This is a genomic window from Streptococcus cristatus (genome assembly GCF_003943815.1).
In the GTDB taxonomy this organism is placed as follows: Bacteria; Bacillota; Bacilli; order Lactobacillales; family Streptococcaceae; genus Streptococcus; species Streptococcus cristatus_F.
In genome coordinates this window covers 26,629-53,588 of sequence record NZ_RJNA01000006.1, presented here as the reverse complement: position 1 = coordinate 53,588, position 26,960 = coordinate 26,629, and the positions used below count along the sequence as shown (strand labels likewise).

Below are 26,960 nucleotides of genomic sequence, written 5' to 3'. Positions count from 1 at the left end.
GCATAAGTGGGGCAGGTTGTCAGAAGCAAAGAGAGCAGCAATAGAAGTTTGAATGATTTGTCAGGATTGTCCTATTCTTTTTTTAAAATTTCCTGAAAATGTCACGAGTTTCAAACTAAAAAACTCTCTGTGATTTAAGGGAGAATTTGATATAATAGCAGTAAGAAAAATGAGTGAGGAAATGGAATGCACAAGATTTTACTGGTCGAGGATGATGCGGTCATCCGTCAAATGATCAAAAAAATGCTGGAGCAATGGGGCTATCAGGTTGTGGCGATTGAAGACTTCATGCAGGTTTTGACAACCTTTGTCAAGGAGGAGCCCCAGCTGGTGCTGATGGATATTGGTCTGCCTCTCTTTAACGGCTACCATTGGTGCCAGGAAATTCGGAAAATTTCAACGGTGCCCATTATGTTTCTGTCTTCGCGTGACCAGTCTATGGATATCGTCATGGCCATCAATATGGGCGCAGATGACTATGTGACCAAGCCCTTTGATAATAATGTTTTTCTGGCCAAGGTTCAAGGCCTGCTGCGGCGTTCGTATGAGTTTGGGACGGATCAAAGCCTTTTGGAATATCAGGGCGTGATTTTAAATCTCAAATCCATGGATTTGGTCTATGAGGGCGAGCTTGTGACGCTGACCAAGAATGAATTTCAGATTTTGCGGGTGCTCTTTGAGCATTCTGGCAGTATCGTGGCGCGTGATGACTTGATGAAGGAGCTCTGGAACAGTGATTTCTTTATTGATGACAATACCTTGTCCGTCAATGTTGCCCGCCTGCGCAAGAAGCTGGAAGAGCACGGTCTGAAGCATTTCATTGAGACAAAAAAAGGGATAGGGTACGGTTTAACCAATGGACATGCAGGATAAATTTTTCTTCTTGAAGCATCATCTGTATTCCCGTCGCTTCATCTTGTTGCTCTTGCTGATTGTATTTTCAATTATGGGGATGTTTGCCTTTATTTTCGAGGATGGGCGCAGCCTGCTAGAGTATCAGCTGCTCTTAGCCTTTCTCCTTGCTAGCTTTTTCTTGGGAATGGATCTAGCTAGTGCCTATAAGGAATACCGTAACCAGCTCTTTTATGCCTCAGGTCGGCCTCAGACAGCCTTAGAGGTTCTCCTTTTTGAGAAACTGGCTCTCTTGGAAATGGACAAGAAGAACCGTGCGATTGAGGAGAGGGAGAAGCTAAATGACCTGATGGACTACTATACGCTCTGGGCTCATCAGATTAAGACGCCTATTGCGGCTAGTTCATTGCTGGTCGGAGAGATTGAGGACAAGAAGATCAAGAACCAGCTGGAGCAAGAGCTTTTCAAGATTGAGTCCTATGTCAATATCGTCTTGCAGTATCTTCGTCTGGAGAGTTTCCATGAGGATTTGGTCTTGAAAAAGGAAAATGTTGAAGACTTGGTCAAGGAGATTGTCAAGAAGTATGCGATTTTCTTTATCCAAAAGGGCCTGAGCCTCAATCTGCATGATCTGGACCGAACCATCATCACAGACAGGAAATGGTTTGTCGTGATTTTGGAGCAAGTGCTGTCAAATAGTCTGAAATACACCAGTCAAGGCGGGATTGAGATTTATTTTCAGGAGGATACGCTTTATATCAAAGATAGCGGTCTGGGCATTCAAGATGCGGATTTGCTAAGGGTTTTCGAGCGAGGTTTTTCGGGCTATAATGGTCGTTTGACTCAGCAGTCGTCTGGCTTGGGACTTTATCTGTCCAAGAAAATTGCAGATGAGCTGGGGCATCAAATTAGCATCGCTTCTCAAGTTGGACATGGAACAACTGTCATGATTAGTTTTTCAGAGAAGAAGATGATATTTGAATAAGGCATTCTTACAAATTTGTAAGGTTGGCCAGTGAAATTGAAAGGTTAGGTTATGGTACCGACCTTTCTTTTTTTGTAAGATAGATGTATAAAGAAGACAAGGAGATATGAAATGAAAACAAGAGGATTCAATGCTTTCCAACTCAAGCTTTTCATGGCCTTTTTAATGGTTTTTGATCATATTGGTAAGATTCCAGGGCTTTTGCCGACAGGCTGGGACGGGATTTTTCACCTGCTGACTCGCTGTGTAGCTGCTTGGTTTGCTTTTAGTGCAGTAGAAGGCTTTCTGCATACGCGCAATCGCTTGGCCTACAATGCACGCTTGTTTATCTGGGCGGCTATTATGCAGCTGGGCAATACCATCTTGACCATGCTCTTTCATAGCAAGGGGATTCATCTTGAGAATAATATCTTTCTCAGCTTAGCCTGTGGCGTTCTGGTGCTCAATCTTGTATTTGGTTTTTCCAAAAATGGTGAAGAGATTATGGATGAGAAGCGCTATTTGCGGATTGGAGCGGCAGTCTTAATTGGTTTGGCAGGAGTTTTTTTGACAGAAGGCGGCATGACCATTATTCCTTTGATGCTGATTAGCTATATCTTCCGCAATCAGCCTGCTCTCAGAACTCTTTCTTACATGGTCTTGGCTTTTCTGCTCTTTTGCCTAAGCATTGAAATTTACCCAACCATGGGAGCGACCCTTTCAATGATGCTCTACAATTCAGACTGGGCCTTTATTACTGTCTTGCCCTTCCTCCATCTCTACAATGGCGAGCGAGGCTATAATGGCAAGTGGGGCAAGTATTTCTTCTATATCTTTTACCCAGCCCATCTCTGGATCATCGCACTGATTGCATATCTAGTGCAGAGATAAAATTATTGGCATTTAAAAATTAGTAAAATATAGAAATAAAGCTGTTTCTGTATTAAAATGGAATTATAGAAAAGGAGATCATGATGACCTTATTAGATGTACAACACGTGAAAAAGATTTATAAAACCCGCTTTCAGGGTAGCCAAGTAGAGGCACTAAAGGATATTCACTTTACGGTAGAAAAAGGCGAATATGTCGCCATCATGGGTGAGTCAGGTTCTGGGAAATCCACCCTGCTCAACATCTTAGCCATGCTGGACAAGCCGACCGAAGGCCGTGTTTTCCTCAATGGAACTGACACGGCAACCATCAAAAACAGCCAGGCTTCCAGCTTCCGCCGAGAGAAATTAGGCTTTGTCTTTCAGGATTTCAATCTGTTGGACACCCTATCGGTCAAGGATAATATCCTCCTACCTCTGGTGCTCTCTCGTCGTCCCATTACCGAGATGATGCAAAAATTGGTCACCACCTGCAATGAGTTAGGGATTAACAAGCTGCAAGAGAAGTTCCCTTATGAAATTTCTGGTGGTCAGAAGCAGCGGGTGGCAGTTGCTCGCGCTATTATCACTGAGCCTGAGATTTTACTGGCGGATGAGCCAACAGGAGCCTTGGATTCTAAGTCTTCGGCTGCTCTCCTAGATGTCTTTGACGATATCAACGACCGCGGCCAAACCATTCTCATGGTGACCCACTCGACCTCGGCAGCTAGTCGGGCCAAGCGGGTACTCTTTATCAAGGACGGGATTCTTTACAATCAAATTTTCCGCGGCAACAAGACCGAGCGGCAGATGTTCCAAGAGATTTCCGATACTCTGACTGTTATGGCAAGTGAGGTGGGCAATTATGTTCAAACTAACGAGTAAACTGGCCTTATCAAATCTGGTTAAAAATCGCAGTTTGTATTATCCATTTGCCTTGGCAACGGTACTGGCAACAGCGATTTTGTATAGTTTTGTCTCACTGGCTCACAGTCCAAATATGGAAACTTCTTATGGTGGTACAGCAGCTCGCATGACTTTGCAGTTTGGTATCCAAGTCATTCAGATTGCGGTGCTCATCCTTATCACCTATGCCAATAGCTTTGTCATGAAGAACCGTTCGCGGGAGCTCGGTGTTTATAGCGTGCTAGGGATGGAAAAGCGTCACTTGCTACTTATGACCTTCTTTGAGCTCTGTGTCTTTTATCTAGCTACAGTTGGTCTAGGTATCTTGTCTGGCCTAGCTTTGGACAAGATGCTCTACGCCGTTCTTTTGAAATTGATGGGAATGCCGGCCGTTCTTGCCTCGACCTTCCAATGGCAGAATGTTTGGATGACTCTGGCCAGTCTGGGTGTCGCTTTTGCGGTGATTTTGTTGCTCAACTCGACCCGCCTTCTACGCTATAGCTCTCTTAACCTAATGAAAGAAAAGAAAGCAGGCGAGAAGAAGGGACGCTTCCTTTGGGTGCAAACCTTGCTGGGTCTCCTTCTCATGGGAGTGGCTTATTATATGGCTTTGACCGTTACCAAACCTGTCGCTGCTATCGGCAATTTCTTTGTAGCTGTGATCATGGTTATCCTAGCAACCTATCTGCTTTTTAATGCCGGTTCAATTACACTATTGCAATTTCTCAAAAAGCGCAAAGGCTACTATTATAAAACGCAGAATTTCATTTCTGTTTCCAATCTTATCTCGCGGATGCGTAAGAATGCAGCAGGATTGGCAACTATCTCCATTCTATCTACCATGCTCCTAGTGACTCTGGTTGGCACAATCAATATCTATGTCGGAGGTCAAGATTATATTACTACCTTGCATCCAAAGGATTACAATGTCAGCGTCGTCTTGCCAAAATCGACCGATCAGACGGAAGCTCTGTTGGATAAGGTTCAGCAGGTCGCTCAGGACATAGGCCTGAAGAAGCCAAGCTATACTGCCTATCTCTATCAATCAGCCTTCATCATGAAATTAGCTGGTAATGATGTGACGGTTCCAGCGCAAAGCGAGCTGGATTCGGATCCAAGTATCTTGACCAAGTCTGCTGGCACGATTACAGTTATCAATCGCCAGGATTATGAAAAAATGACAGGGAAAAAGATAGACTTGGCAGATGATGAAACTCTTGTCTATGGAAAAAATGTTTCCTTAAATAAGGATAAACCTCTCCGAGTAAATAGTAAAGACTGGAAGATCAAGCAGATTTTACCGTCGAATTTCACGCATGGGGAAATCCCTAATCCAAACGACGTGGCCATGGAACAGGGCCTCTATATGGTGGTCAATGATAGTAAAAAAGTAGGGCTTAATGTTGCACATTATTACTACATTGGAGTTGCTTCGGAGACTAAGGACAGTAAGAAATTTGTCGAGCAAGTCCAGCTGGGACTGAGGGATACTTTGGATCAGGGACAGGCCCAAGATGGTAGCTATGCAATGGCTAGTGACCGTCATAGCGCAGAAAAGAGCTATCAAGAACTTACTGGAACCTTGCTCTTCATCGGTGTCTTCCTCTCTGTTATCTTCCTTCTAGGAGCTGTTCTTGTGATTTACTACAAGCAAATCTCTGAAGGCTATGAGGACCGTGATGGCTTTATCATCTTGCAAAAGGTTGGTTTAGATGAAAAGCAGACTAGAAGTACCATTCGCAAGCAGATTTTGACTGTTTTCTTCCTACCTCTCATCTTTGCTTTTCTACATATAGCAGCTGTTTTTCATATGCTGCGCTTGATAGTTGCCCTATTGGGAGTGACCAATCTTCCTCTCTTAATCCAGACAACACTTGCAACTTGCGGCGTCTTCCTCCTGACCTATATTTTAGTATTCTTACTAACTTCTCGCAGTTACCGCAAGATTGTCGCCCGCTAAGAGCAAATCCCTGACCTCTGGTCGGGGATTTTTTGATGTCTGGATTTTTACCTCTCATCTCCCTCATTTTACCGCTTGTCCAAAAAGCCGAGATTTTTCAGAAAATACTTGCTATCATAGTCTCAGAAGTTAAGACAGGAGGAAAGATCATGTTAGTCCAAGTAAAAAATCTGACCAAAGTTTATGGAGACAAGGTAGCAGTAAATGGCCTGAATTTAGAAATTGAGGCAGGTAGTTTTACAGCAATTCTGGGCCCTAATGGAGCAGGCAAGTCGACAACGATTCAGATGATGATTGGACTTTTGCAGCCGACATCAGGACAAATCATTTATGCAGAACAAACCAAGCTGGGCGTAGTCTTTCAAAATAGTGTGCTGGATGCTAATTTGACGGTAGTTGAAAATCTGCAAATTCGTGCCAAGCAGTACAAGCAGGTGGAAACTGGTAAGATTGAGCAATTGATCGAGCAACTGGGGCTGGCTAGCTTTGCTAAACAACGCTACGGGACGCTTTCTGGTGGACAAAAGCGACGGGTGGACATTGCGCGAGCCCTGCTCAATAGCCCTGATTTACTTTTTCTAGATGAGCCGACGACAGGCCTGGATATTCAGACTAGAGAAAGCATCTGGAAGCTGCTTAAAGACCTACAGCAGAAGGAAAAGATGACCGTAGTTTTGACCACCCACTATCTCAATGAAGCCGACGATGCGGATAAGATCTATATCGTAGACCATGGTCAAGTCATTGCGCAAGGCTCTGCTGACCAGATTAAGGAGCGCTATGCCCGCAATGTTTTGCGGATTCTGACCTCGGATTCAGAGGACTTGAAGGTTGCTTTGCCGACTCGCTGCGAATGGGAGCAAGGCAAGGAAAATGAGTTTTTCTTTTATCCAGAGACGACCCAAGAAGCGCTGATGTTGCTGAGCCAGCTTGGCTCCTATATTGAACAATTTGAATTCCAACCCGGAACCATGGACGATGCCTTTATGGCTCTGACAGGAAGAGAGGTACGTTAAATGTTAATGTTGATCAAACGAAATTTTTTACTCTATTTTCGCAATCATAGTGGGGTGATTCTCTCTCTCTTTGGAGCCATTATTCCCTTTGTTTTATATCTGGTTTTTCTAAAGAACAACATGAAAGGCTCTTGGTCAGACAGTAGCCATGCAGCGGAGTTGCTCGACTTCTGGTTGATTAGCGGAACACTTGCTGTCACCGCCTTGACAACCACCCTATCAGCTTTTTCGCAACAAACTGAAGACCGAGAAAGAAAGGTGACCGCTGACCTCTTTATCACAGATTTGGGGCAATGGGGCTTGCGGTTTAGCTACTTAATCAGTGCCTTTGTGATTGGCTTTGTCATGCAAGTCTTCATGTTTGCTGTCATGCTGACCTACTTTATTCTAGCGGACAAGATTGCCTTTGACTGGGCACTTCTTCCCCAGCTGGTCGGCCTCATGCTGCTCAATAGCTTGCTAGCAAGTCTCCTCAATGCGCTAGTTGTTCCTTGTTTCAAATCGGTGAATTCCTTGGGGCAATACGCAACGGTCATCGGAGCGGCCTCTGGTTTTCTAGTAGGAACCTATATTCCAATCGGGACTCTGCCCAGCCTTGCCCAAAATCTCATGAAACTGACTCCCTCAACCTACATGGCCTCCCTCTTCAGACAGGTCCTGATGAAGGATTCTCTGACTGAAGTTTTTGCGGACCAGAGTCAGCTCCAGCAAGAATTTGAGAAGCTCCTAGGTATCCGTATTGAATGGCAACAGCTCTTGACAAGCCAAGAAACATACTATATAGTTGGAGTAGTGCTCACGGTAGCAGCCCTGTTCTGGCTAGGTCAAAATTGGCTGCTGAATCGACGGATGAGCTTCAAGTAAAGAAAGTAGGAGGCCTAGGTTTGCAGACAAGATTTGAAGAAGATGCTCAGATTTCCTCCCAAGACCCGCTGGTCGTCGTGAAAGCGGATCAGTTGGCTGGCGAGGCCAAGACCGTCCTAGACTATCTGGAACACTATAAGGCTGGACCAAGTGGTGTCCTGCCTATTAAGTCGGATGATAAGCTGGTTATGCTCAAGACGGAGGATATTATCTTGGCCGATATCAATCAGACAACCCTCATGATTTACAGTACCGAGGGCATTTACACAACGACAGAAACGCTGACGCGTTTTCAAAATCGTCTCAATAGTCGCAATTTCATTCAGGTGTCGCGGCATGCAGTCATTAACATCGATCATCTGGAATCCTTGTCGGATAGCTTTTCGGGTAATATGACTGCCAAGCTAACCAATCAGCTCAAAACCGATGTCAGCCGCCGTTATGTCAAGCTGCTTATGGACTATTTGGGAATTTAGGAGGAAAATAATGACCTTTAAAAAAATTCTTATCGGTATGCAGGATGGTCTGAGAACTGGTAGTTTGGTCTTTCTGCTGGTAGGCCTGTTCTCAGGAAAAACATTTGTGTTGACTCCTAGTTCTATTCTCAGCGTCCTCCTTGTCAGCGCCTTGATTGGAGTAGCAAGCTATATCTTTGATGCGACAGACCGCTTTCCATTTCCTTTCCTACTCTTCTGCCACTTTGTAGTGACAGCGACCATCGTTTGTCTAGCTGTGATCTGCAATGGCTGGGGAAATATGCTTTTTGGCTGGTTCTTCTGGCTAAACTTTGTTTTGATTTACCTCTTGGTTTGGTTTCTTATCTCCGTCGATTCGATGATTAAAACCAAGAAAATTAACGAGGCCTTGAAAAATCGTAGAAAACACTAATGTATCTAATACACAAGCAAGTTTTATCGAGAACTTGTTTGTTTTTTTATTTAACAAAGGAGCTATTATCTCAAACTGCCGTCTTCTTTCCAAAATACGATTTCCGCTTTTCTTGACAAAGATTTTTAAAGTGTTATAATTTGAATGAATAGAAAATTTAATTCATTCATAAAAGGAGAAGGTCATGGACAAAAAAGCTGAATTATTGGCTGAGGCTAGGCAGGTGTTTGCTGAGAAGGGCTATAAAAAGACGAATATTTCAGATATTACCAAGCGCGCTGGCATGGCTGTCGGCTCCTTTTATAAGTATTATGAGTCCAAGGAAGCTATTTTTTTAGAGGTTTATGTGGCTGAGAATAACCGCATACGTGAGGAAACCATGCAACGTGTGGATTGGCAGGGCGAGCCAGAGGCAGTCGTTGAACAGCTTTTTGCAGTCACTTTTGAGTTGATTTCACCTAATAAAATTTTGGCTGAGTGGAGCAAGCCGGGCATTTCTCAGATCTTGCACGACTACTATAATCAGGATGCTGGCCGCGCAGCCAATGCCTTTCATCAGTTTCTGATTCGGACTTTCAGCCAGCGCTTGCAGGAGAAGGGCTTTTCACAGGAGGAAGTCGCCCAAATCATGAAGGCTTATGATTTGATCTACTACATTGACATGCATGTGACAGAGCAGGATTTTCCAGGATATTTTGAGAGTATCGAGACTTTGGTGAAATATTTTTTAAAGGGAATTTTTTCAAAATAATAAAAGTTCCTTTTCTTGAAGATTTATATGAATGAACAATTTGAAATATTCATTCATATTAAAAAAGGAGGTGATTGATATGTCAGACACTTTAAAAATAGAAGGGAGATGAATCCGATTAAACAAGAAAAAAGGAATTGTTTTTTTAAATGAATCATGCATTCAGAATAGGAAGTGAGGAAAATAATGAGCAAACAAGGAGGATATACGATGAGTGGGATGACTATTTTGGGTATTTGTATGATAGTAATAGGTATTTTGATTGTTGCCTATGGTGGAGTGACGGTTGGTTTTAGTTTTAGTTTGGACTTTCAAAGCTTTTTATTGGGTGGGTTGATTGTTGCCCTTCTTGGGATGGCTTTGATTCCAACTCTTCCGCTTGCTTGTAAAGTAGGTGGCTTGGCTTTAGTAAGCTTATTATCTATTGTCTATATTCATAGTATGCCAAATGATTTTGAGTTGATGATGAAACTTATTGCGGATGTAGCAATCTTAGGGTTTTCAACTTGGATTATGATGTTGTTTTTGAGAAAGTAGGAGAAAGATATGATTGTTGTCTATGATTCTAATACAGGTGTTGGGAAGCGATTTGCAGAATCGCTGGGCTATCCGACACAAAGCATCAAGGAAAAGTTGGAAGAACCCTGTATTCTCATTACTCGAAATGCAGGTGCTGGGAAAATTCCTTGGTCAAGCAAACGCTTCATCAAGAAACACTCAAGCCTGATTAAAGGGTTTGTCAATAATGGAGATTCGGTTAAGCATGGTCGGACTTTCTGCGGGGCAACAGCTTTGATTATCGAAAAATATGGACTGCCGCACATCTGCGATATTGACCGAGGTGGTAAGGAAGCGGACATCAAACTTGTGCAGGAATACTTGGCTAAACTTTAAGACTGGATGATTTATATGATAAATTTATAAGGAAAGGATGGGTGATAATCACTCATCTTTTTTAAAATGACAAAAATGTAAGTTTAAATCTCAAAATGAAAGGTTATTCGATGGTAGTGGGACGTGGAATTTTATATCATATAGGTGTAAGGAAAAACAAATCAAAAATAATATCCAAATAAAAGGAGGCCCGCTATGAAAACAAATCTCTTCAACCATAAACAAAAAACACAAATGGCGCAAAAGATTTCTAAGGAAGAAATCGAAAAAACCAGACTGGGCTGTGCATCAAGCCAGTATTATTTCTGGTTACAATATAGTCATTAAGAAGCAGATGCAGTGAAGGGGCTGGAGAGTGGGACAGAAATCGGTAATTCGTTAGAATTCGATTTCGTCGTCCCACCTCCGCACAGTTGAGTAGAGCTGTAAAAGCTGATGAAATCAGCGTAGTAGAGCCCACTCAACCACTGCGTCTTACTCGACAATCCAAAGACAATTGAGAGGCTAGGACTTTTGTCCCAGCCTCACCGCCTTTCTGCTCAAATAGAATTGAAAGTTTAGGGAGGCAAACTGGGAAAGCAGCCCAAATCATACAGCCCTTTCCCTCTAATAGAAGTCAGGTATTTCCATAATTGGAAAATCGCTAAGTGACAAAAATGTAAGATTAGAGTTCAAAATGAAAGATTAGCTTATGGAAACTTATCGGGCTTTTCGGTATGATAATAGTATCGTTTTTAGCTTGCTTTCAGTAGGGGCAGCGGCTCAGGCAATAGTAGAGCAGAGCTAGCTAATAAAGCATTGAAAGATAATCTAAATAACCATTTTACACATAAATAAAAAAAAGAGGTTTAAGTATGACATTATTAGATGTACAACACGTGAAAAAGATTTATAAGACTCGCTTTCAGGGCAGCCAAGTAGAGGCGCTAAAGGACGTTCACTTTACAGTGGAAAAAGGCGAGTATGTAGCCATTATGGGTGAGTCAGGCTCTGGGAAATCCACCCTGCTCAACATCCTAGCTATGCTGGACAAGCCGACTGAGGGCCGCGTCTTTCTCAACGGAACTGACACAGCAACCATCAAAAACAGCCAGGCTTCCAGCTTCCGCCGAGAAAAATTAGGCTTTGTCTTTCAGGATTTCAATCTGTTGGATACTCTGTCGGTCAAGGATAATATCCTGCTGCCGCTAGTCCTCTCTCGTCGTCCTATTACTGAGATGATGCAAAAGCTGGTTGCCACCTGCAATGAGTTGGGGATTAACAAGCTGCAAGAGAAGTTTCCATATGAAATTTCTGGTGGTCAAAAGCAGCGGGTGGCGGTAGCCCGCGCTATTATCACTGAGCCTGAGATCTTGTTGGCGGATGAGCCAACAGGAGCGCTGGATTCTAAGTCTTCGGCGGCTCTCTTGGATGTCTTTGACGACATCAATGATCGCGGCCAGACCATTCTCATGGTAACTCACTCGACTTCAGCGGCTAGCCGCGCCAAGCGGGTGCTCTTTATCAAGGACGGGATTCTCTACAATCAAATCTTCCGCGGTAACAAGACCGAGCGGCAGATGTTCCAAGAAATTTCCGATACTCTGACAGTTATGGCAAGTGAGGTGGAAGCTCATGCTTAGATTAACTAGTAAGCTTGCGCTTTCTAACTTAATCAAAAATCGTAAGCTTTATTATCCTTTCGCTCTGGCGACCTGTCTGGCTATCGCCATCTCCTACATCTTTTTCTCTCTGACCTTTAATCCTAATTTAGTAAAAATGACGGGGGCAAGCGCCGTTTCTCTGGTGCTATCTTTTGGGATGGTGATTGTCAGCATCACGACCAGCATTATCGTCTTTTATGCTAATAGCTTTGTTTTCAAGAATCGCTCCAAAGAGCTGGGGCTCTACAGTGTGTTAGGGCTCAATAAATTCCACCTCTTTGTCATGGTGGTAATTGAATTACTGGTATTTGGTCTGGTCACTCTTATCCTTGGACTAGGGATTGGACTCTTATTTGACCAGTTGATCTATGCTCTCTTGCTGAAAATCATGGCGATAAAGGTCGTCTTGGTGTCAACTTTTCAGCCTGCTGTAGTTATCGCGGTTGCCGTTTTCTACGCCTTTGTCTTTTTCTGCTTGATGATTAGCAATGGTCTGCGCCTGAGAAAGCTTGATGCGTTGCAATTGGTCAAAGAAAAGAATAGCGGAGAAAAGAAAAGTCGCTTTTTATTCCTACAAACGCTACTTGGACTGGCAGCCTTGGCATACGGTTACTTCCTTGCACTAGGAGTGACCAATCCCTTGTCAGCAGTCTTTACCTTCTTTGTCGCAGTGCTCTTTGTGATTCTAGGCACCTATCTGCTCTTTAATGCTGGAATTACAGTCTTTCTGCAATTTTTGAAAAAGAAGAAGTCCTATTATTACCAACCTAATAACATGATTTCCGTTTCCAACCTGATTTTCCGCATGAAGAAAAATGCGGTGGGCTTGGCAACAATTGCCATCCTATCAACCATGGTTTTGGTAACCTTATCTGGCGGAGCTAATATCTATGCTGGCGGTGACTACATGCAAAAGGCTATGTTTCCTCATGATTTTAGCATTCAAGGAAAAGGAACCACAGGTGAGCAGATGGACCAAGTGCTGACAGAGTTTGTGAATGAGCAGCAGTTACCAGTCACAAAGAAAGGTGTCTATCCATACTATACGATGGGAGTGACAAGTCGTGCTGGCAACCAGCTCGATATCAACGCTGCCGCTCAAAAATTTGTCACACCGAAAACGTATATTTTGGCTATTTCAGAAGCGGATTATCAGAATATGACAGGGAAAACTCTGAATCTTGGGGATGACGAGGTGGCACTCTACCAGCAAGGAGTGAAACTGGATCCCAAGCAAGACTTGCAGCTGGCTGGTCAGACCTTTAAAATCAAAGAGGAACTCAAAGAAGACTTTATCTTTGGTCATTTACCTGATCAGATGAACATGATCGTCCCAGAGAAAATCTACATGGTTCTTAAAAATCCTGACCAAATCTTCTCTGCAATGACGGATAAATATGCTGTAAACCTTAATTATTATGGCTGGCTTGATACAAAGCTGTCAACGGAAGAACAGCGCAATCTGAGGGATGCTTACCAAGAAAAATTGCATCAGTTTAATCAGACCTTGCCTGAAAATCAAGCGGTCTATGGTTCGGTAACAGCTTTTGATAAGCAAGAAATCAAAGGCATGCTGGGTGGCATGTTCTTCATTGGCATCTTCCTATCAATCGTCTTTATGCTGGGAACCATCCTCATCATCTACTACAAGCAGATTTCAGAAGGGTACGAGGATCGGGATCGCTTTGTGATTCTACAAAAGGTCGGTCTGGATGAGAAGCAAATCAAACAAACCATTCGGAAACAGATCTTGATTGTTTTCTTCCTGCCACTGGCCTTTGCCTTTATCCATCTGACCTTTGCCTATCATATGCTGAGCTTGATCTTGTCTGCTCTTGGTGTTCTTAACTCAGCTCTCATGCTGGCTGTGACACTGGGTGTCTGTGCAATCTTCTTTATCAGCTATGTGATTGTCTTCATGATTACTTCCCGCAGTTATCGTAAAATTGTTTCTATGTAAGAAGTTGGGTTTTTCCAGCTTCTTTTTTTGCTTTTCTTTTCCCAATGCAAAAGGAACATTTAAAAAGAGACTTTGGTAAATCTAATAATCTATGATATAATAAACCATCTATGCTTTGGAGGGAGATTTTATGAATATTTTTCGAAAAAAAGATGCCAGTAAAAACAGGACGGGAATGCGGCGGCACCTGAAACTGATGGATTTGATTCTTTTAGGGATCGGTGCCATGGTTGGTACAGGGATTTTCACGGTTACAGGAATTGGGGCGGCGACTTATGCAGGCCCAGCTCTGATTGTGTCGATCGTGATTTCTGCCCTGTGTGTCAGCATCTCTGCCCTATTTTATGCAGAGTTTGCCTCTCGAGTTCCAGCTAATGGCGGAGCTTACAGCTATATTTATGCTGTTTTAGGAGAATTTCCGGCTTGGCTGGCTGGTTGGCTGACCATCATGGAATTTATGACAGCTATATCAGGTGTAGCTTCTGGCTGGGGTTCTTATTTGAAAGGGCTTTTGAGCGGCTTTCATATCCAGCTACCGACAGCCTTGAATGGCACATTCAATCCAAAAGCAGGGACTTATGTGGATTTGTTGCCTATTCTGGTTTTGGTCTTTGTGACAGGCGTGGTACTTCTGAATTCAAAAGCAGCCCTGCGCTTTAATTCAGTCTTGGTCGTCCTCAAATTCTCAGCTTTGGCTCTCTTTATTCTCGTTGGGCTTTTCCATCTTCGACCTGAGAATTGGTCCAACTTTGCACCTTTCGGTTTTGGTCAGATCTATGGCGGTCAGACGGGGATTATGGCTGGAGCTTCTCTGATGTTCTTTGCTTTTCTGGGCTTTGAGTCGATTTCTATGTCTGTGGATGAGATCAAAGAACCGCAAAAAAATGTGCCACGCGGCATTGTCCTTTCCCTTGGGATTGTGACCATCCTCTATATCTTAGTAACCTTGGTCTTGACAGGCTTGGTCCACTATACCAAGCTAAATGTCCCAGATGCAGTAGCCTTTTCACTTCGCAGTATTGGACTAGATTGGGCTGCCAATTATGTTTCTATCGTAGCGATTTTGACCCTGATCACGGTCTGCATCTCCATGACCTATGCCTTGTCTCGGATGATTTACAGTATAGCGCGTGACGGACTTTTACCGCGGTCTTTCAAGGAATTAACTGCTACTAGTCGCGTGCCTCAAAATGCTACTATCTTAGTGGGGATTGCCTCAGCTATTTGTGCGGGTATCTTTCCTCTTGCTAGCATCGCCTCTTTCCTCAATATCTGTACATTGACCTATCTGATTATGCTGGCCTTTGCCATTTTGAAGTTGCGGAAGGAAAAGGGGCAGCCCAAGGCAGGAGAGTTTAAAACTCCGCTAGTGCCTCTAACTCCGATTTTATCTATTATCATCTGCCTTTCCTTTATGACTCAGTACACGTGGGATACTTGGTTGGCCTTTGGCATCGCCCTGCTTTTGGGAATTTTGATTTACTTTGGCTACGGCTATCGTCATTCGGAAATAGAAGTGAAAGAAAGATAATGCAAGAAACTCTGTGAAGAGTTTCTCAGAACGTAGACAAACGTCATTTTTGGCGTTTGTCTTTTTGTATTTTCAAAAATATTTTGTCTCATCATCTGCTATTCCATCCAAAAATCGGATTTAGAACAAAATAAAAAGGCTTGCCCACCCTCATTTTTACTAGTTTTTTGAGATTCAAACACGCCAAAGTAAGCCCAATCTTATCTTCTATCTTGGACTTGCCTTTCTCTCTTGTATAACGGAGATTGTGGTATTCTTTGGCTGTCCCAAAGAGCCGCTCAATAGTTTCTTTGCGTTTCTTATAGAGCTCCTTCATCCCTTTTTGGTGGCGAATCTCTTCACAAAATTCAAGCGCGTCCTTTCATACATGTCTTGTGATGACTTTCTGTTGATTCTGGCTTCGAGTACAAACGGATAATAGGGGACAGGAAACACATACTTTTGGATGACTCTTATACTCACGGTAGCCTTCTCGAGTCGTCGTGCAATAGGCCAATACTTGGTTCTCTGGACAGAGGTAACAGTCATAGAAGGCATCATAAACAAAATCACCGGGTCTTAAGTTCCCCTTTACTCCCTTGGGGTGGGTATAAGGGAAGACGGGGATAATGTTTCGCTGTAATAAATAATGGGCAATAGCTGGGGTCTTATAGCCTGAGTCCGCAATAATGTAGCGTGGGGAGAAAGCTTCTAACTTTGAAAAAAGGGCAGGGAAAGCCTGACTATCATGAACATTTCCTGCTTCAACACTATAAGCTAAGGCCCAGCCATTCTTATCACAAGCTACTTGGGCAGAATAGGCAAATACTTCCTTGTGTTCCCCCTTGTGGAACCAACCACTCTCAGGATCTGTCCTTGAGATTTTCTTTTCTTTAGCCTCGCTTTCTTTTGCGGGCTTTAAGGACTTTTTTTCGTGTTTTCTCCTATCTAAATCAATCTCAACTGCCAATTGCTCACTCATAAATTTAGCTTGTTGGGCAACCATTTCCTTATGATACTTGTGACGGTTAGCTGCCGCTTTGATATGGGTACCATCCACAAATATTTCAGAAGGATCAATTAAACCAGCACATAAAGCTTGATGGAGTACTTGTGAAAATATCTCAGCAATCAGTGCTTTATCTTGAAAGCGACGACTGTAATTCTTTCCATATGTAGTAAAATGGGGCACCTTGTCATCCAAGCTTAGCCCAAGAAACCAACGATAAGCGACGTTTACTTCAATGTCTTTAATCGTTTGGCGCATGGAGCGAATGNCATAAAAACATTGAATTAAAGGGATTTTGACTAACATGACGGGATCTAGACTAGGACGACCCTGATCGGGGCTATAGGTATCTTCAACTAAGTCATAGATAAAGTCAAAATCAACCTCTGATTCCACTTGGCGAAGAAAGTGATCCTCTGGGACCAATTCGTCGATCGTATAGAAGCCATATTGGCAGCGATGATAATCTGGTTTTTCTTTGTGAAACATAGGGAACACCTCACAATTCTTCTTACCTTTATTATACGACTTTACAAAAAGAAAAGCCCTTAGAAACTTGAGTTCTAAGGACTTTGTCTTCAATCTGAGAAACTCTGTGAAGAGTTTCTTTTTTGAATATGATCCGAATCTGCTATGAGGACATAAGAGCAGTAATATGATAATTTTGCAATTTCTTCTCTGTCAATATTCATCTATATTTTCTAGAAATCAGTAATAAAATATGGTAGAATGTGGATAGTGACAATGATATAAAAACGGAAGGAATTGTCAGATTTTATGAAGTCAAATCCTCAACTGGCCAATTTTTATATGGAAAAATATCAGACAAGTATAAAGAAAGGCAACAATCTGCAAGCTCAACGTCAAGAGCTACTTGCTAAGATTGAGCGCTTAGAGCAGGCAAATCGTGAGTTAGACCAACAAATTGAAAATATCAATTCACTACTGAGCAATGATTTTTCTCGACTGGAGAAGGTAGATGGGTCTCGTTTTAGAGGAAGTGTAAAGGGTAGATTTTTAGAGAAATGCACCCATGCTAAACAAAATCTAATGACCTACCAGTCTAAACAAACTTCAAATAAAGGTGAGATTAGTAGTAAAATTAAGGAACTTCAAGATGAAGCAGATAGTTTACTAAGAAAGAGTTCGATGGCCTTTACAGAAGCAGATAGTTACTACTCCATAGCTCTCAGCTATTCGTAGGAGGAAATTAAATGTCAGAAACAAAAGTTGATTTGTCAGTATGGGAAAGTACTACTAAATCTGCTGAAACTTATGTATCCTCTATTTTTGATATGACTCCGCTGGAATTTAACAACTCAGACTTAACCCCTTTTGTGAATTTTAATGACTATATTACGCTATTAAACAGTTCATTAAGTAGTTTGCGGACTTTTACCAGTACGGATGTGGTAAATATGAACCGTGCAGCACAGAATAAAGTTGCTGATGATCATACGGAAGCATCCAATATTCAAAGTTCGAGGGGGAAGAAATGAACGAATTGCAGTTGTATATATTCGAGCAGGGATTAGAGGAGCTGAGTCTGTGTGAAGCAGAACACCAACATTTACGCACGATTGGCATGACCTTAGCGGGTCATCCCAAAGTGTTGCGCTCCTGCTATATTGCTTTTCTGAAAGGAGAGTCCAAATGCAGGTACAAGCCATTGATTGGGGCTCCGCTTCTATTCAGTTTTCATTATCATCAGGAAGAAGTTGAGATTGAGCGGATTGAGACCTCCTATCGTGTATCCTTTTCTGTGTTTATTCGCTTTTTTGCTTTAGTTGATTTGGCCTTCAGTAAGATCTACCCATTGGGAACGATTGTGGAGCTGGATAAGGAGCTGCTTCCGACCGAGTTGGTTGAGCAGTTTGCTTCGGAGGAGATGGATTTTTATGCAGTTCTATCTGGTCGTCGACTGCAATTGGATTCTCAGTCATACATTGATTACGCAGGACATGTCTATCCTTACGGTATGCGTTTTGATACATTGCCTCTCTACATCAGTAATCTCTTTATCAAGCGGGTGATTTCCGAAGGTTACAGTGATGCAAAAGACAGCCAGCATTGCGATAAGGAGTTGAGAGAGTTCTATTTCAAGGGATCTGTCTACTCTACCATTTATGATGTGGAGGTTGCCAATGAAGATTGATATGAATGAAGTGCAGAGTAACAAGACCAAATTGGCTACTTCAATCAAGCTGATGCGGGGGCAGGTTGAATTAGCCCGCTCAAAATTGAATCAGATTGTAGAGAGTCAGGCACTGCAGGGAGATGTCAAGACAGCTATTGATGCTAAAGTTAAGAACCACCAGATGCCTATGATGACGCATTATCTGACAGCTTTGGAGATTATGTCAGCTGACTACGAGGCATTGATTAGCACCTTTCAGTCGGAGGTGGGAGAGAGTGCTCAGGATGCAGTGATTGATACGGACTATCTGGCAGAGTTGGGCACTATCTTTCCATGGATTAGTCAGGGCTTGGCCACTATTCGGCAGAGTATATCTGGAACTTATTCAAGGATATCAGACTTAATCACACTGGATGCGTCTTCAACCTCGGATATATCCAGTAATCTGAGTGCGGCTAAGCAAATTTTGACGGATACAACGGATAAGATGTCAGCTTTCAATGATTTGCCTAGACCAGAGACTTTTTCCAGTATTATCTCGCAACAGAATGCCCAACTTGGAGTACTGAGATCTGTTCAGGGGCCGCAGTATGCGACTGAAAAGGCCAGGGCACTTTATACGAATCAAAACTTTGCTTTATCTGTAACGCAATACCAGCTACTTAGTCACCAGTCCAATTATAGAGTCATGCTTCAGCAGAAACTAGCTCGTTCCTTGGTAGATTCCTATTACAGTAAGCGTCCTGTTCAGGCTTCCATGCAACCATATAAGCTGGATGCGAAGACCAAAGACTTGATTGAGAAAGCTAACAAAGGCGATCTTCAGGCTATTAGTGAGCTTTCTAAGAGTTATCGCTATGATAAGACGATGGAGAGGACCGTGCCTTATCGTTCTCAAGCTGAATTAGCTCGGTTAAATCAAGAAGTTTGGGATAGGACCCTCACAACTGGCCAACATATTTTAGGCGAAATTTTTGGAATCTATGACGTTTACCGCTTGATTACAGGGATTGATCCAGTTACGGGTGAGGAGACCAGTCGCTTAGAAGCAGGTTTATGGCTCGCCTTAGATATATTACCCTTCCTCAAAGCTGGCAAAGCGGGTAAGTTAGGGAAAATCGCAAAGACAGCTGACAAGGTAGATGATGTAGCTAAGGGTGCTAAAGAGGCTGCAGAACAAGCTGGTAAGAAAGTTGGCAAGGAATTCAGCAAAGAAGCTGTGGAAGAATTGCTTGATGGAGACGGTGTCTTTAAGAATGCGGAACTGGAAGAACGGTATCAGGAATATGTTGTTCGGAACACCAACCGAGGTAGGCGAGTAAGCGATCGTCTCACTTGGAAACAAGATAGTGATTTCTTTACTCAAAACTCTCCAATAGCACGAGGTAATCGTTTTAATGAAACTGTCCAGGAGCGAAAGATATATCCACATCACGAAGTGAATTTGGAAAACGGAAAACGCTTAGATTCATATGACCCAACTGCGGGAGAAATTATATCTCGCAAGGCGACCGATTTGGATAAGATTCAAGAAGAAACCTTTAGAGGGTATTTACAGGAACTTCAGAATAAATACTCGGTTGGTGAAATAATTCGTTCAAATAAATATCCAGAAATTGATGGTTTAAAACTAGAGGGTAAACATATATTGGAAATACCAGACAGTAATAAACATTTACCAGATATTGAAAAGTTTAAGGAAATTGCCAAAGAATACGGTGTTGAACTAAGATTTACAAAGGAGTAGACAGATGAAATTAGACAGCAGAGTTGAAGGGGCTTTGCAAGCTATAAATTTTGTGGAGCGGTATAAGGAGCTTTCGGATAAATTTAGCTTAGATAGAACGCCTGAAGAAAAACGCTTAAATATCATTACAGGCGAGTTGGTATTTGACGTTTTTGAAGATTTAGGGTATATAGCTAAATTTGATGGACGTGAAAAATTCTTTTATATTGAGCCTGTTAAAGAAGATGGGTATACTTTTGGCTTCCATATTAGTATCTTTAAAGGATTAGTAGAATTGATATGGGTTGTTAGGGACTCTCAAAACAAAGTTATACTTGGGACCCCACTGATGGAGTTTTCTAGGAGGCTCATCTCTCCGGACTATAGAATCATGGATCCAGTGATTGCCAATTATGATGACTTTGAAAATGTCATGAGAATTGCTTTTGAGATGTACGAAGACTTCAAGCAGGCTTTTCTGAAAATTGCCGCAGAGGGTTAATTTTTTAGAAAAATGTTAGAAAATTTTGTAAAAGTGGCAGATATGCCCCAAGAAGTGATTGAAAAGTATAAGGAACAAGTCCCAGCTGAGTTAGTTCAAATTTGGCAGGAGGATGGTCTGGGAACCTTTTTTGATGGTTATCTAAAAGTCATTAATCCAGATGACTATCTTGAGCTTCTCCAAGATAGTTATTTCAGAGGAGACATCGCTTTTCCCATGTTTGTAACAGCTTTTGGAGATGTTATTACTTGGGAGAAAAATGATTTTGTGGGCATTGTGAAATATAATCTTCAAGACTGCGACATTATTATAAAAAGCTTAAAATATTTTCTTAAGTATTTAGATAATTCATATGTGACTGATAACTTTGAACTTGATTTATATAGACAAGCTGTGTCAAAACATGGTGCCCTGTCTTACAACCAATGTTTCGGTTTTGTTCCTTTACTGGCCTTGGGAGGCGTAAAAGATGTGGATCATATGGATAAGGTAAAAGTCTTGGAGCACATTTACCTCATGTACCAGCTGACAGGCGGAGTAATGGATGATTGATAATGATATCACCACCCTATTGAACCTCACCCCAAAAGTTAGATTTTTCTGTCTAACTTTTGTTTTTTTGTCTGAAGGTGATTGCAGACATTTCATGTTTTTTTAACAATGCTACATAGATAATACTATAAAATAATTCAAATGGTCAGCTTTGCTGGCCTTTTTAGATAGGGAGTTATCATCATCTTTATCTAACATGATAAAGATTCAAATGGCCTAATCTTTCATTCAGAATAGAGGCACCTAAGAAATGACTGTTCAATATATATAAATGCATCAATAATAGAAATGTTAGCTCTTTTATTAGATCAAATAACTAAAGCACCGCATTGGCAACGGAGACTAGTCTCCAATATCTGCAAGAATTGCTGGGTCAACTGCAGCAGACAAATGGGCTAGACTATAGCGATCCTATTATCAGCCAAGTAGTGAACAATCTTTCCCCCATGGCGGATAAGGTCAAGGAGATAGATGATCAGATAGATGAGAGTGTCCAGAAAGCCGAGCTAGAGGCACAAAAAGCCAAGGAATTGGAAGACAAGGAAAAGGAGAGGATAGAAAAGGATTGGCGTCTTCACCATCCAATTCAGGCCACGTTGCGAGATTGGCGTAAGGGCCTCTCTGATAGTTTAGACGGAATGACTGAATGGATGAAGGATGATCCGAACTGGGCCTACATCAAAGGTTTTGGGGATGCAGCCTTTGGCATTTTAGGTGATGCAACATTTGGAGCTGTAGAATTTGGTGTTGATCTTGCCCAATACACCCACGAGGGTCTGGCGTTTGGTTATAATTCTCTCATGGGGAAAGAAACTCCGCAGTGGATGAAGGATGATCTAGAAGGTGGGAAGAATGCTCTTGGTGAAGTCTTACTAAATACGCTTGGGACTGCTTATGGATTAGTCACAATGATTCCAGAAGTGAATGATTTGATTAATGCCTTAGACGACAGTACTCGTAATGGTAGTCTCATGGGGTCGATTCTACATGATGCCCGTCATGCCAAAGATTTGAAACAGCAACCGATTCGTGATAAAATCGAACTAGCTGGACAGTTTTCGGGTTATGAAAGTGGACAGGCTGCGGGAGAAATCATCAGTGAGATCGTTTCATTTATTGGTCCGGCTAAGTTAGCCAAGATAGCCGGCAAGAGCAAGTTGGTAAGCCGATTGTCACAGGTGCCCAAGATTGAAAAGGGCCTATCTTATTTAAAACAAGCTCGTACGATGTTGTCTGACAACTATCTGAGCACACTAGCACGGGAGAGCTATGGTGCGACCAAGGACTTCTTTAGAAGCCGTTTGGGGAATCTTTGGGATGACTTTAGTTACAAGAAGTTCGCCTTTGCGGGGTTGGATAATTTCCGCTATGGAGAGGACATTGGCAAGCATACAGCTCGACTCTACCAGAGTACGGGTGAGAGTGCGGAGTATCAGAGTATACTTCGGGATCTTTATGGCGATGCAAGCGAGCAGAGCGGCCGGAAGGTCGGCCGAGAGTTCAGCAAGGAAGCTAGTGAACAACTATCTAAGCATAGCTATGATGTAGCAGATGCAGTCAAGGCGGTGGATAAGACTACGGATACTGCAAAGGCGGTGGACAAGGCGTCAGATGCTGCTCGTGTGGTGGATAAAGTAGATGATGTCAAAGACGGGACAAGGGCTCTAACTAGTCAAGAAATTGCTGATAAATTTGTTTCGGGAATGGAAGATATTTCAGGAAAAAGTGGAACAAAAAACTTTAAATCACATGGAGGTTATAATAAAGCACTTGAAGATTTCAATTCATTACCCTTAGAAAATGTAACGGAAATTAATACTTCATTTGGTAAAGGGTATAGGGGTACTTTAGATGATGGAACAAAGGTTGTTGTTAGACCTGGAAGTACAAGTGATTTAGGACCAACACTGGAATTTCAAATAAGGCAATCAAAAGGAGGGGTTTCATATGAAATTAGATATGGAGACTAAAAATGAAGAATGGGTAGAAGTCTTTAAAGGTTTGATTCCTGTAGATAACTATAGGCTAAAGGTCTTGTTGACAAATTTGTCAGATGGTCAAGAAATTAGGCTGCTTGGAGAGCGAAACCGTTTTAAATTATCATGTATTTATTATGATGAAGCACGATTCTTTAGCAGGAAATTGTATTTATCTGCAATTCTGGATAAAGAGATGTTTAAAAAATTTGAAGAAAATAATTTCCAAAATGTCATTTACGAAGTCAAGAATAGTCAATTAGTGAGAAAACTGGAATACACATCATATTATGATTTAGGAACTTTGCATTCACGACATTATATAATCATAACTCAAGATAGTGTAGTGGAGATTCTTGTTTCTGCAAATTTGAAATTAGATATCAGCCAATACTAGAAAATTTGCTAATCAAACAAGTACATGACTTTAGTACAATTATCAGAAAATAGAACTTGGAGAAATGATATGGAAAAATGGACGGAAATTCAACCGGGCTTCATCCCTTTTGGTGACTATGGTATTGAGATAAATATAGATGGGGATACTTTAATTGCCTACTTGGAAGATTCAGAAAAATTTAAATTTACCTTTACAAAGATCTGGGCTTTCCGAACAGTCCAGGAAAGTTTAGAATTAAGAGATAAATACTGGGAGCAAGGATTGGCAGAGAACAGACCACTTTATCTGACCAACTATATCTATGAGGTCGAGAATACAGAGTTTGATGATTTGGTCGCTTCTGCAAAAGTAGCTAATAAAAAGCTTCATCACTATTTCATAATGTCGACAGAATATTTAGTGGATATTCTATCTGAAAATGATGTAAAAATTGAGAAAGTATAAATCACTTTCACAAATACAATTTGTGACTTAGTTCAATTTCTAACTAGGGGAAATTTTCCCCTAGTTTATTTTATACTAGTTTCACAGTAGACGAGCAGAACAAGCTCATCTCCAGCTACGGCTATGAGTATGACGATGGTGGCTATATCGCCAAGGAAACCATTAAGCAGGATGGTGAAACCCTAGTCCATACCTACACATACGATACTCTCGGTCAAGTGGAAAACATGACCGTATCGGATGCATCTGGTAAGGAACTCTCTAAGCTCTCCTACACCTATGACCTAGCGGGCAATAAACTGACTAGCAACGAGACAGTCGATGGTAAGGAGAGCCAGACACGCTTTACCTATGATGACCATAACCGCTTGACCAAACTGGAAGGGCCAGATGGTACCATCACCTATACCTACGACAAGAATGGCAATCGCATCGCTTCTGAAAAGAACTCAGAAAAGCTAGACTACATCTACGATACAGAAAACCGCTTGCTTGCGATCAAGGACAAGAAGGGGCTTCTCATGGCTGCGCTCTATGACGGGGATGATAACCGTGTCTTCACTGCCAGTCGCAAGGAAGGCAAGAACACCTATCAGCTCTTCCAACGTAAGTCAAAGGATACCAAGTCAGGCCGTAAATCACCATACACAGCCCCGAGTGGGGAAGAAAACTCCCTCTTCTGGTATGGCTTTACTCAGAATGTCCTACAAGCCCTATCCACCCTACCGCAAACAGTAGGAAGCATCTGGCACAGCATCTTTGACGATGTATCGACAGCCTACCACCAGAAAGTGGCTAAGGACCGAGCGACCAAGGAGGGAATCGTCGTCAACCCACCGGAACTCGGTAACTTACCGGGTCAGGGAGAAGTGACCTATGCCAGTCAAGTTCAGGATGTCCTCATCCCTTATACCACACGAGAGGATACCTACAACTACTACGAGGAACGCAACTATGTCAATGATGTCAATCGTGAACATACAGAAGTCCTCGAAACCTATGACCATGATGGCAAGGCTCGTGAGACCTATAGCTATGGCAAGGGTCGAGCTAGCTACCTCAACAACCAAACAGGCGATAGCTACAACTACTTGACAAACCAATCAGGCTCTGTGACAGGCTTGACCAAGGATGGACAAGCCGTCGCATCCAGTCGCTATCATCTCTATGGGGCAAGAAAGATAAGCACAGACACGACAGGTCAGCCATTTGCCTATAACGGCGAAGCTCGTGACGATAGTGGACTTGACTACTTACGAGCAAGGTATTATGATAGTCAGGGAGGTACTTTCTTAACCGGGGATAGCTACCCAGGTGAGGACACAGATCCTCTTAGTCAGAACCGCTATAGCTATGTGCAGAACAATCCCGTTAACTATACCGACCCGAGTGGGCATAATATGGTTTGGTTAGGTGGAGGCGGAGGCTCGAAACGCCGTAAGATCAATACTCGTCTACAACGTTTCTACCAACAAAGTATTGTCGGGCAAGATGCTTTAGGCCGTGCAGTATCACTACGTGAATACACGGATCGTCGCATTCAAACAGACCGCAACTTCCGAGCACCAGCAAGTTATTATCAAGCTTTTGGACCAAATGTGGCAACTTACCAAGGTGGAAGTTATGGTGGACAGAGTTCATATGCTTATGTACAACAACAAGCAGCATACGCAAGAGCCCAAGCTGAACAACGCCGTCGCCAACAGATTCGCTATGAATATGGTTTAGCGACTGGACTCAATACCTCACCGACGATCCGAGAAGGACTCAATCTTGACCGTAACTGGACTCCAGCTTTACAGAACACATTGAAACATGTCTGTGATCCCAAAACGACTAAGGCTCAAGATGATGCTAGAAAGAAAAAACTGACAGCCAGTGAATTACAGCAACTCATCCAAAAAGCAAACTCTGGGGATATGTCTGCGATTGCCACTTTGTCAAGAAGCTATGATTTCAAATCAGTTGTAGGAACAGACACACGCACGAAAGAGGAAATCGAAGCAGGGAATAGACTCGTTTGGCAGAATACAGTAAATAGCTTTAAAAAAATACCTTATTTACTCGGAGAGTTTTTCTTTGTGAGTGATATATACCGTTTAACTACAGGGAAAGATCCAGAAACAGGTGAAGCTGCTAGTCGCTTAGAAGCAGCAGGATGGTTAACAGCTGGTTTAGCCTCTTTTGGAATTAGTAAAGTTTTAAAGGGTGGGAAATTAGCTGGTAAAGGCTTAAAAGCACTGGATAAGGTCAATGATGCATCAAAAGTTGCGAAGGCAGCTGATAAAGCTAAAGATGCTACTCGTGTGGTGGATAAAGTAGATGATGTTAAAGACGGGATAAAGATAAATCCTTTAGAAGATATCACATTTACGGATAAGGTAAAAAAAACAAATGAAACAAGGAGATCTACACTCATTTCCAGAAGCGGTAGAATCATTTGGATCAGAAGGGAAATTATCAACAATAACAGGTGGAGACGGTATTGTACGGAAAAAACTTGAAATTCCGGGATCCTATAAAGGTAAGGATGGAGTATTCGAATATATAATTGAACCTGATAATACTGTAAATCATAGGTTCTTTAGACCTAAAAAGTAGGAGCTAAACAATATGGAATTAAGTAAATATAATTTTGAAAATAGAGGTAGTTCGTTAGAAGAGTTTGGTGTTACAAATTATGCATATACATTTAAAGATGTTTTGGCATATATAGACTGGATAGAATCAAAGAAGTTTGTTATTCTTGGTGGAGATGTGTATTCAAGACAAGGTGATATATTTGATTTAACTTATGATAGCTGGTATTATTCTCCTAAAAATAAAGATAATGATTCACTAAAGTCGATTTCTATGGCCAAAAATTATATTAAACAGTATACAAATAGTAATGGAGAAAATTTTTATTTTGCAATAGCCGTTTCAGAATAATAAGGAAGTTATAGAAGTGTTTACTACACAGATTAAGGAAAATGGGAAAATGAGAGTGCGTATTGACCCACCTGATAATGTTGGTACAGATTATACTCATATGCACATTTATGATAAAAATGGGAAACCGTTAGATATTCATGGGAATAATGTTGATGTAAAAAGCCCTGCGGGACATATTCCTTGGGATAAATGGTAAGGAGAGA

General features: G+C 42.0%; 27 protein-coding genes and 2 pseudogenes. 28 read left to right on the top strand and 1 reads right to left on the bottom strand.

Annotation, left to right across the window (positions count from 1 at the left end):
- Nucleotides 1-186: 186 nt before the first annotated feature.
- The 16 genes and pseudogenes from D8872_RS05180 to D8872_RS05105 all read left to right on the top strand — a co-directional run bounded on the left by D8872_RS05180 (nucleotide 187) and on the right by D8872_RS05105 (nucleotide 15,098).
- A complete protein-coding gene (locus D8872_RS05180) occupies nucleotides 187-873 on the top strand; it encodes a response regulator transcription factor (RefSeq protein WP_037615348.1) in 687 nt (228 codons plus the stop codon).
- The gene (locus tag D8872_RS05175) at nucleotides 857-1,837 is read left to right on the top strand and encodes a sensor histidine kinase (protein ID WP_125390202.1); all 981 of its coding nucleotides are present in this window, start codon (nucleotides 857-859) and stop codon (nucleotides 1,835-1,837) included. Before D8872_RS05180 ends, D8872_RS05175 begins: the two co-directional genes overlap by 17 nt.
- A 111-nt stretch (nucleotides 1,838-1,948) precedes the next feature.
- Complete coding sequence (locus D8872_RS05170) at nucleotides 1,949-2,707, top strand: TraX family protein (RefSeq protein WP_125390201.1); 759 nt, start codon at nucleotides 1,949-1,951, stop codon at nucleotides 2,705-2,707.
- An 83-nt stretch (nucleotides 2,708-2,790) separates the two neighbouring features.
- Nucleotides 2,791-3,570 (top strand): ABC transporter ATP-binding protein, encoded by a 780-nt coding sequence (locus tag D8872_RS05165; protein ID WP_005592422.1) that lies wholly within the window; start codon nucleotides 2,791-2,793, stop codon nucleotides 3,568-3,570.
- Nucleotides 3,551-5,551, top strand: coding sequence for an ABC transporter permease (locus D8872_RS05160; protein ID WP_125390200.1), 2,001 nt, complete (start codon nucleotides 3,551-3,553; stop codon nucleotides 5,549-5,551). The genes D8872_RS05165 and D8872_RS05160 overlap by 20 nt, the downstream gene beginning before the upstream one ends.
- Nucleotides 5,552-5,700: 149 nt before the next feature.
- A pseudogene (locus D8872_RS05155) lies at nucleotides 5,701-6,349 on the top strand (ABC transporter ATP-binding protein); the annotation flags it as partial.
- Nucleotides 6,350-6,567: 218 nt separating this feature from the next.
- On the top strand, nucleotides 6,568-7,431 hold the full coding sequence (locus D8872_RS05150; protein ID WP_125390198.1) for an ABC transporter permease: 864 nt from the start codon (nucleotides 6,568-6,570) through the stop codon (nucleotides 7,429-7,431).
- Between the two features lie 20 nt (nucleotides 7,432-7,451).
- Complete coding sequence (locus tag D8872_RS05145) at nucleotides 7,452-7,907, top strand: LytTR family DNA-binding domain-containing protein (protein ID WP_125390197.1); 456 nt, start codon at nucleotides 7,452-7,454, stop codon at nucleotides 7,905-7,907.
- Nucleotides 7,908-7,917: 10 nt separating this feature from the next.
- Nucleotides 7,918-8,319, top strand: coding sequence for a DUF3021 domain-containing protein (locus D8872_RS05140; protein WP_125390196.1), 402 nt, complete (start codon nucleotides 7,918-7,920; stop codon nucleotides 8,317-8,319).
- 184 nt (nucleotides 8,320-8,503) lie between these two features.
- Complete coding sequence (locus D8872_RS05135) at nucleotides 8,504-9,070, top strand: TetR/AcrR family transcriptional regulator (protein ID WP_125390195.1); 567 nt, start codon at nucleotides 8,504-8,506, stop codon at nucleotides 9,068-9,070.
- Nucleotides 9,071-9,256: 186 nt separating this feature from the next.
- Nucleotides 9,257-9,607, top strand: coding sequence for a hypothetical protein (locus tag D8872_RS05130; RefSeq protein WP_125390194.1), 351 nt, complete (start codon nucleotides 9,257-9,259; stop codon nucleotides 9,605-9,607).
- A gap of 9 nt (nucleotides 9,608-9,616) precedes the next feature.
- Nucleotides 9,617-9,964, top strand: a complete 348-nt coding sequence (locus D8872_RS05125; RefSeq protein ID WP_125390193.1) for a class Ib ribonucleoside-diphosphate reductase assembly flavoprotein NrdI — start codon at nucleotides 9,617-9,619, stop codon at nucleotides 9,962-9,964.
- A 195-nt stretch (nucleotides 9,965-10,159) separates the two neighbouring features.
- Complete coding sequence (locus D8872_RS11005) at nucleotides 10,160-10,291, top strand: hypothetical protein (RefSeq protein ID WP_005590956.1); 132 nt, start codon at nucleotides 10,160-10,162, stop codon at nucleotides 10,289-10,291.
- Nucleotides 10,292-10,818: 527 nt separating this feature from the next.
- Complete coding sequence (locus tag D8872_RS05115; protein ID WP_125390192.1) at nucleotides 10,819-11,586, top strand: ABC transporter ATP-binding protein; 768 nt, start codon at nucleotides 10,819-10,821, stop codon at nucleotides 11,584-11,586.
- The gene (locus D8872_RS05110; protein ID WP_125390191.1) at nucleotides 11,579-13,567 is read left to right on the top strand and encodes an ABC transporter permease; all 1,989 of its coding nucleotides are present in this window, start codon (nucleotides 11,579-11,581) and stop codon (nucleotides 13,565-13,567) included. The genes D8872_RS05115 and D8872_RS05110 overlap by 8 nt, the downstream gene beginning before the upstream one ends.
- Nucleotides 13,568-13,697: 130 nt before the next feature.
- Nucleotides 13,698-15,098: an amino acid permease gene (locus D8872_RS05105; protein WP_125390190.1), complete on the top strand. Its 1,401-nt coding sequence runs from the start codon at nucleotides 13,698-13,700 to the stop codon at nucleotides 15,096-15,098.
- Nucleotides 15,099-15,189: 91 nt separating this feature from the next.
- On the opposite strand, the pseudogene D8872_RS05100 reads toward D8872_RS05105, so the two are convergent.
- Nucleotides 15,190-16,575, bottom strand: a pseudogene (locus tag D8872_RS05100) (IS1182 family transposase).
- A 288-nt stretch (nucleotides 16,576-16,863) separates the two neighbouring features.
- Between D8872_RS05100 and D8872_RS05095 the strand changes: the two are divergent.
- From D8872_RS05095 to D8872_RS05030, 12 genes are all read left to right on the top strand, one after another.
- Complete coding sequence (locus D8872_RS05095; protein ID WP_061422385.1) at nucleotides 16,864-17,289, top strand: hypothetical protein; 426 nt, start codon at nucleotides 16,864-16,866, stop codon at nucleotides 17,287-17,289.
- An 11-nt stretch (nucleotides 17,290-17,300) separates the two neighbouring features.
- Nucleotides 17,301-17,585, top strand: coding sequence for a hypothetical protein (locus D8872_RS05090; RefSeq protein WP_061422386.1), 285 nt, complete (start codon nucleotides 17,301-17,303; stop codon nucleotides 17,583-17,585).
- Nucleotides 17,582-18,241 (top strand): DUF4176 domain-containing protein, encoded by a 660-nt coding sequence (locus D8872_RS05085; protein ID WP_125390188.1) that lies wholly within the window; start codon nucleotides 17,582-17,584, stop codon nucleotides 18,239-18,241. The genes D8872_RS05090 and D8872_RS05085 overlap by 4 nt, the downstream gene beginning before the upstream one ends.
- Nucleotides 18,231-19,970 carry a pre-toxin TG domain-containing protein gene (locus tag D8872_RS05080; protein ID WP_185761393.1) on the top strand — a complete coding sequence of 580 codons (1,740 nt, stop codon included), beginning with the start codon at nucleotides 18,231-18,233 and terminating at the stop codon, nucleotides 19,968-19,970. Before D8872_RS05085 ends, D8872_RS05080 begins: the two co-directional genes overlap by 11 nt.
- Before the next feature lie 4 nt (nucleotides 19,971-19,974).
- On the top strand, nucleotides 19,975-20,451 hold the full coding sequence (locus D8872_RS05075) for a hypothetical protein (protein WP_125390186.1): 477 nt from the start codon (nucleotides 19,975-19,977) through the stop codon (nucleotides 20,449-20,451).
- A 12-nt stretch (nucleotides 20,452-20,463) separates the two neighbouring features.
- Nucleotides 20,464-21,003 carry a T6SS immunity protein Tdi1 domain-containing protein gene (locus tag D8872_RS05070; RefSeq protein ID WP_125390185.1) on the top strand — a complete coding sequence of 180 codons (540 nt, stop codon included), beginning with the start codon at nucleotides 20,464-20,466 and terminating at the stop codon, nucleotides 21,001-21,003.
- 329 nt (nucleotides 21,004-21,332) lie between these two features.
- Nucleotides 21,333-22,973 carry a hypothetical protein gene (locus tag D8872_RS05065; RefSeq protein ID WP_223367642.1) on the top strand — a complete coding sequence of 547 codons (1,641 nt, stop codon included), beginning with the start codon at nucleotides 21,333-21,335 and terminating at the stop codon, nucleotides 22,971-22,973.
- On the top strand, nucleotides 22,951-23,376 hold the full coding sequence (locus tag D8872_RS05060) for a hypothetical protein (RefSeq protein ID WP_125390184.1): 426 nt from the start codon (nucleotides 22,951-22,953) through the stop codon (nucleotides 23,374-23,376). Before D8872_RS05065 ends, D8872_RS05060 begins: the two co-directional genes overlap by 23 nt.
- A 69-nt stretch (nucleotides 23,377-23,445) precedes the next feature.
- Nucleotides 23,446-23,823 (top strand): hypothetical protein, encoded by a 378-nt coding sequence (locus D8872_RS05055; RefSeq protein ID WP_125446141.1) that lies wholly within the window; start codon nucleotides 23,446-23,448, stop codon nucleotides 23,821-23,823.
- A gap of 227 nt (nucleotides 23,824-24,050) precedes the next feature.
- A complete protein-coding gene (locus tag D8872_RS05050; protein ID WP_260471672.1) occupies nucleotides 24,051-26,327 on the top strand; it encodes an RHS repeat-associated core domain-containing protein in 2,277 nt (758 codons plus the stop codon).
- A gap of 109 nt (nucleotides 26,328-26,436) precedes the next feature.
- Nucleotides 26,437-26,754 (top strand): Imm40 family immunity protein, encoded by a 318-nt coding sequence (imm40, locus tag D8872_RS05035; RefSeq protein ID WP_125390182.1) that lies wholly within the window; start codon nucleotides 26,437-26,439, stop codon nucleotides 26,752-26,754.
- Between the two features lie 16 nt (nucleotides 26,755-26,770).
- Nucleotides 26,771-26,953, top strand: a complete 183-nt coding sequence (locus D8872_RS05030) for a hypothetical protein (RefSeq protein WP_125390181.1) — start codon at nucleotides 26,771-26,773, stop codon at nucleotides 26,951-26,953.
- Nucleotides 26,954-26,960: the final 7 nt, after the last annotated feature.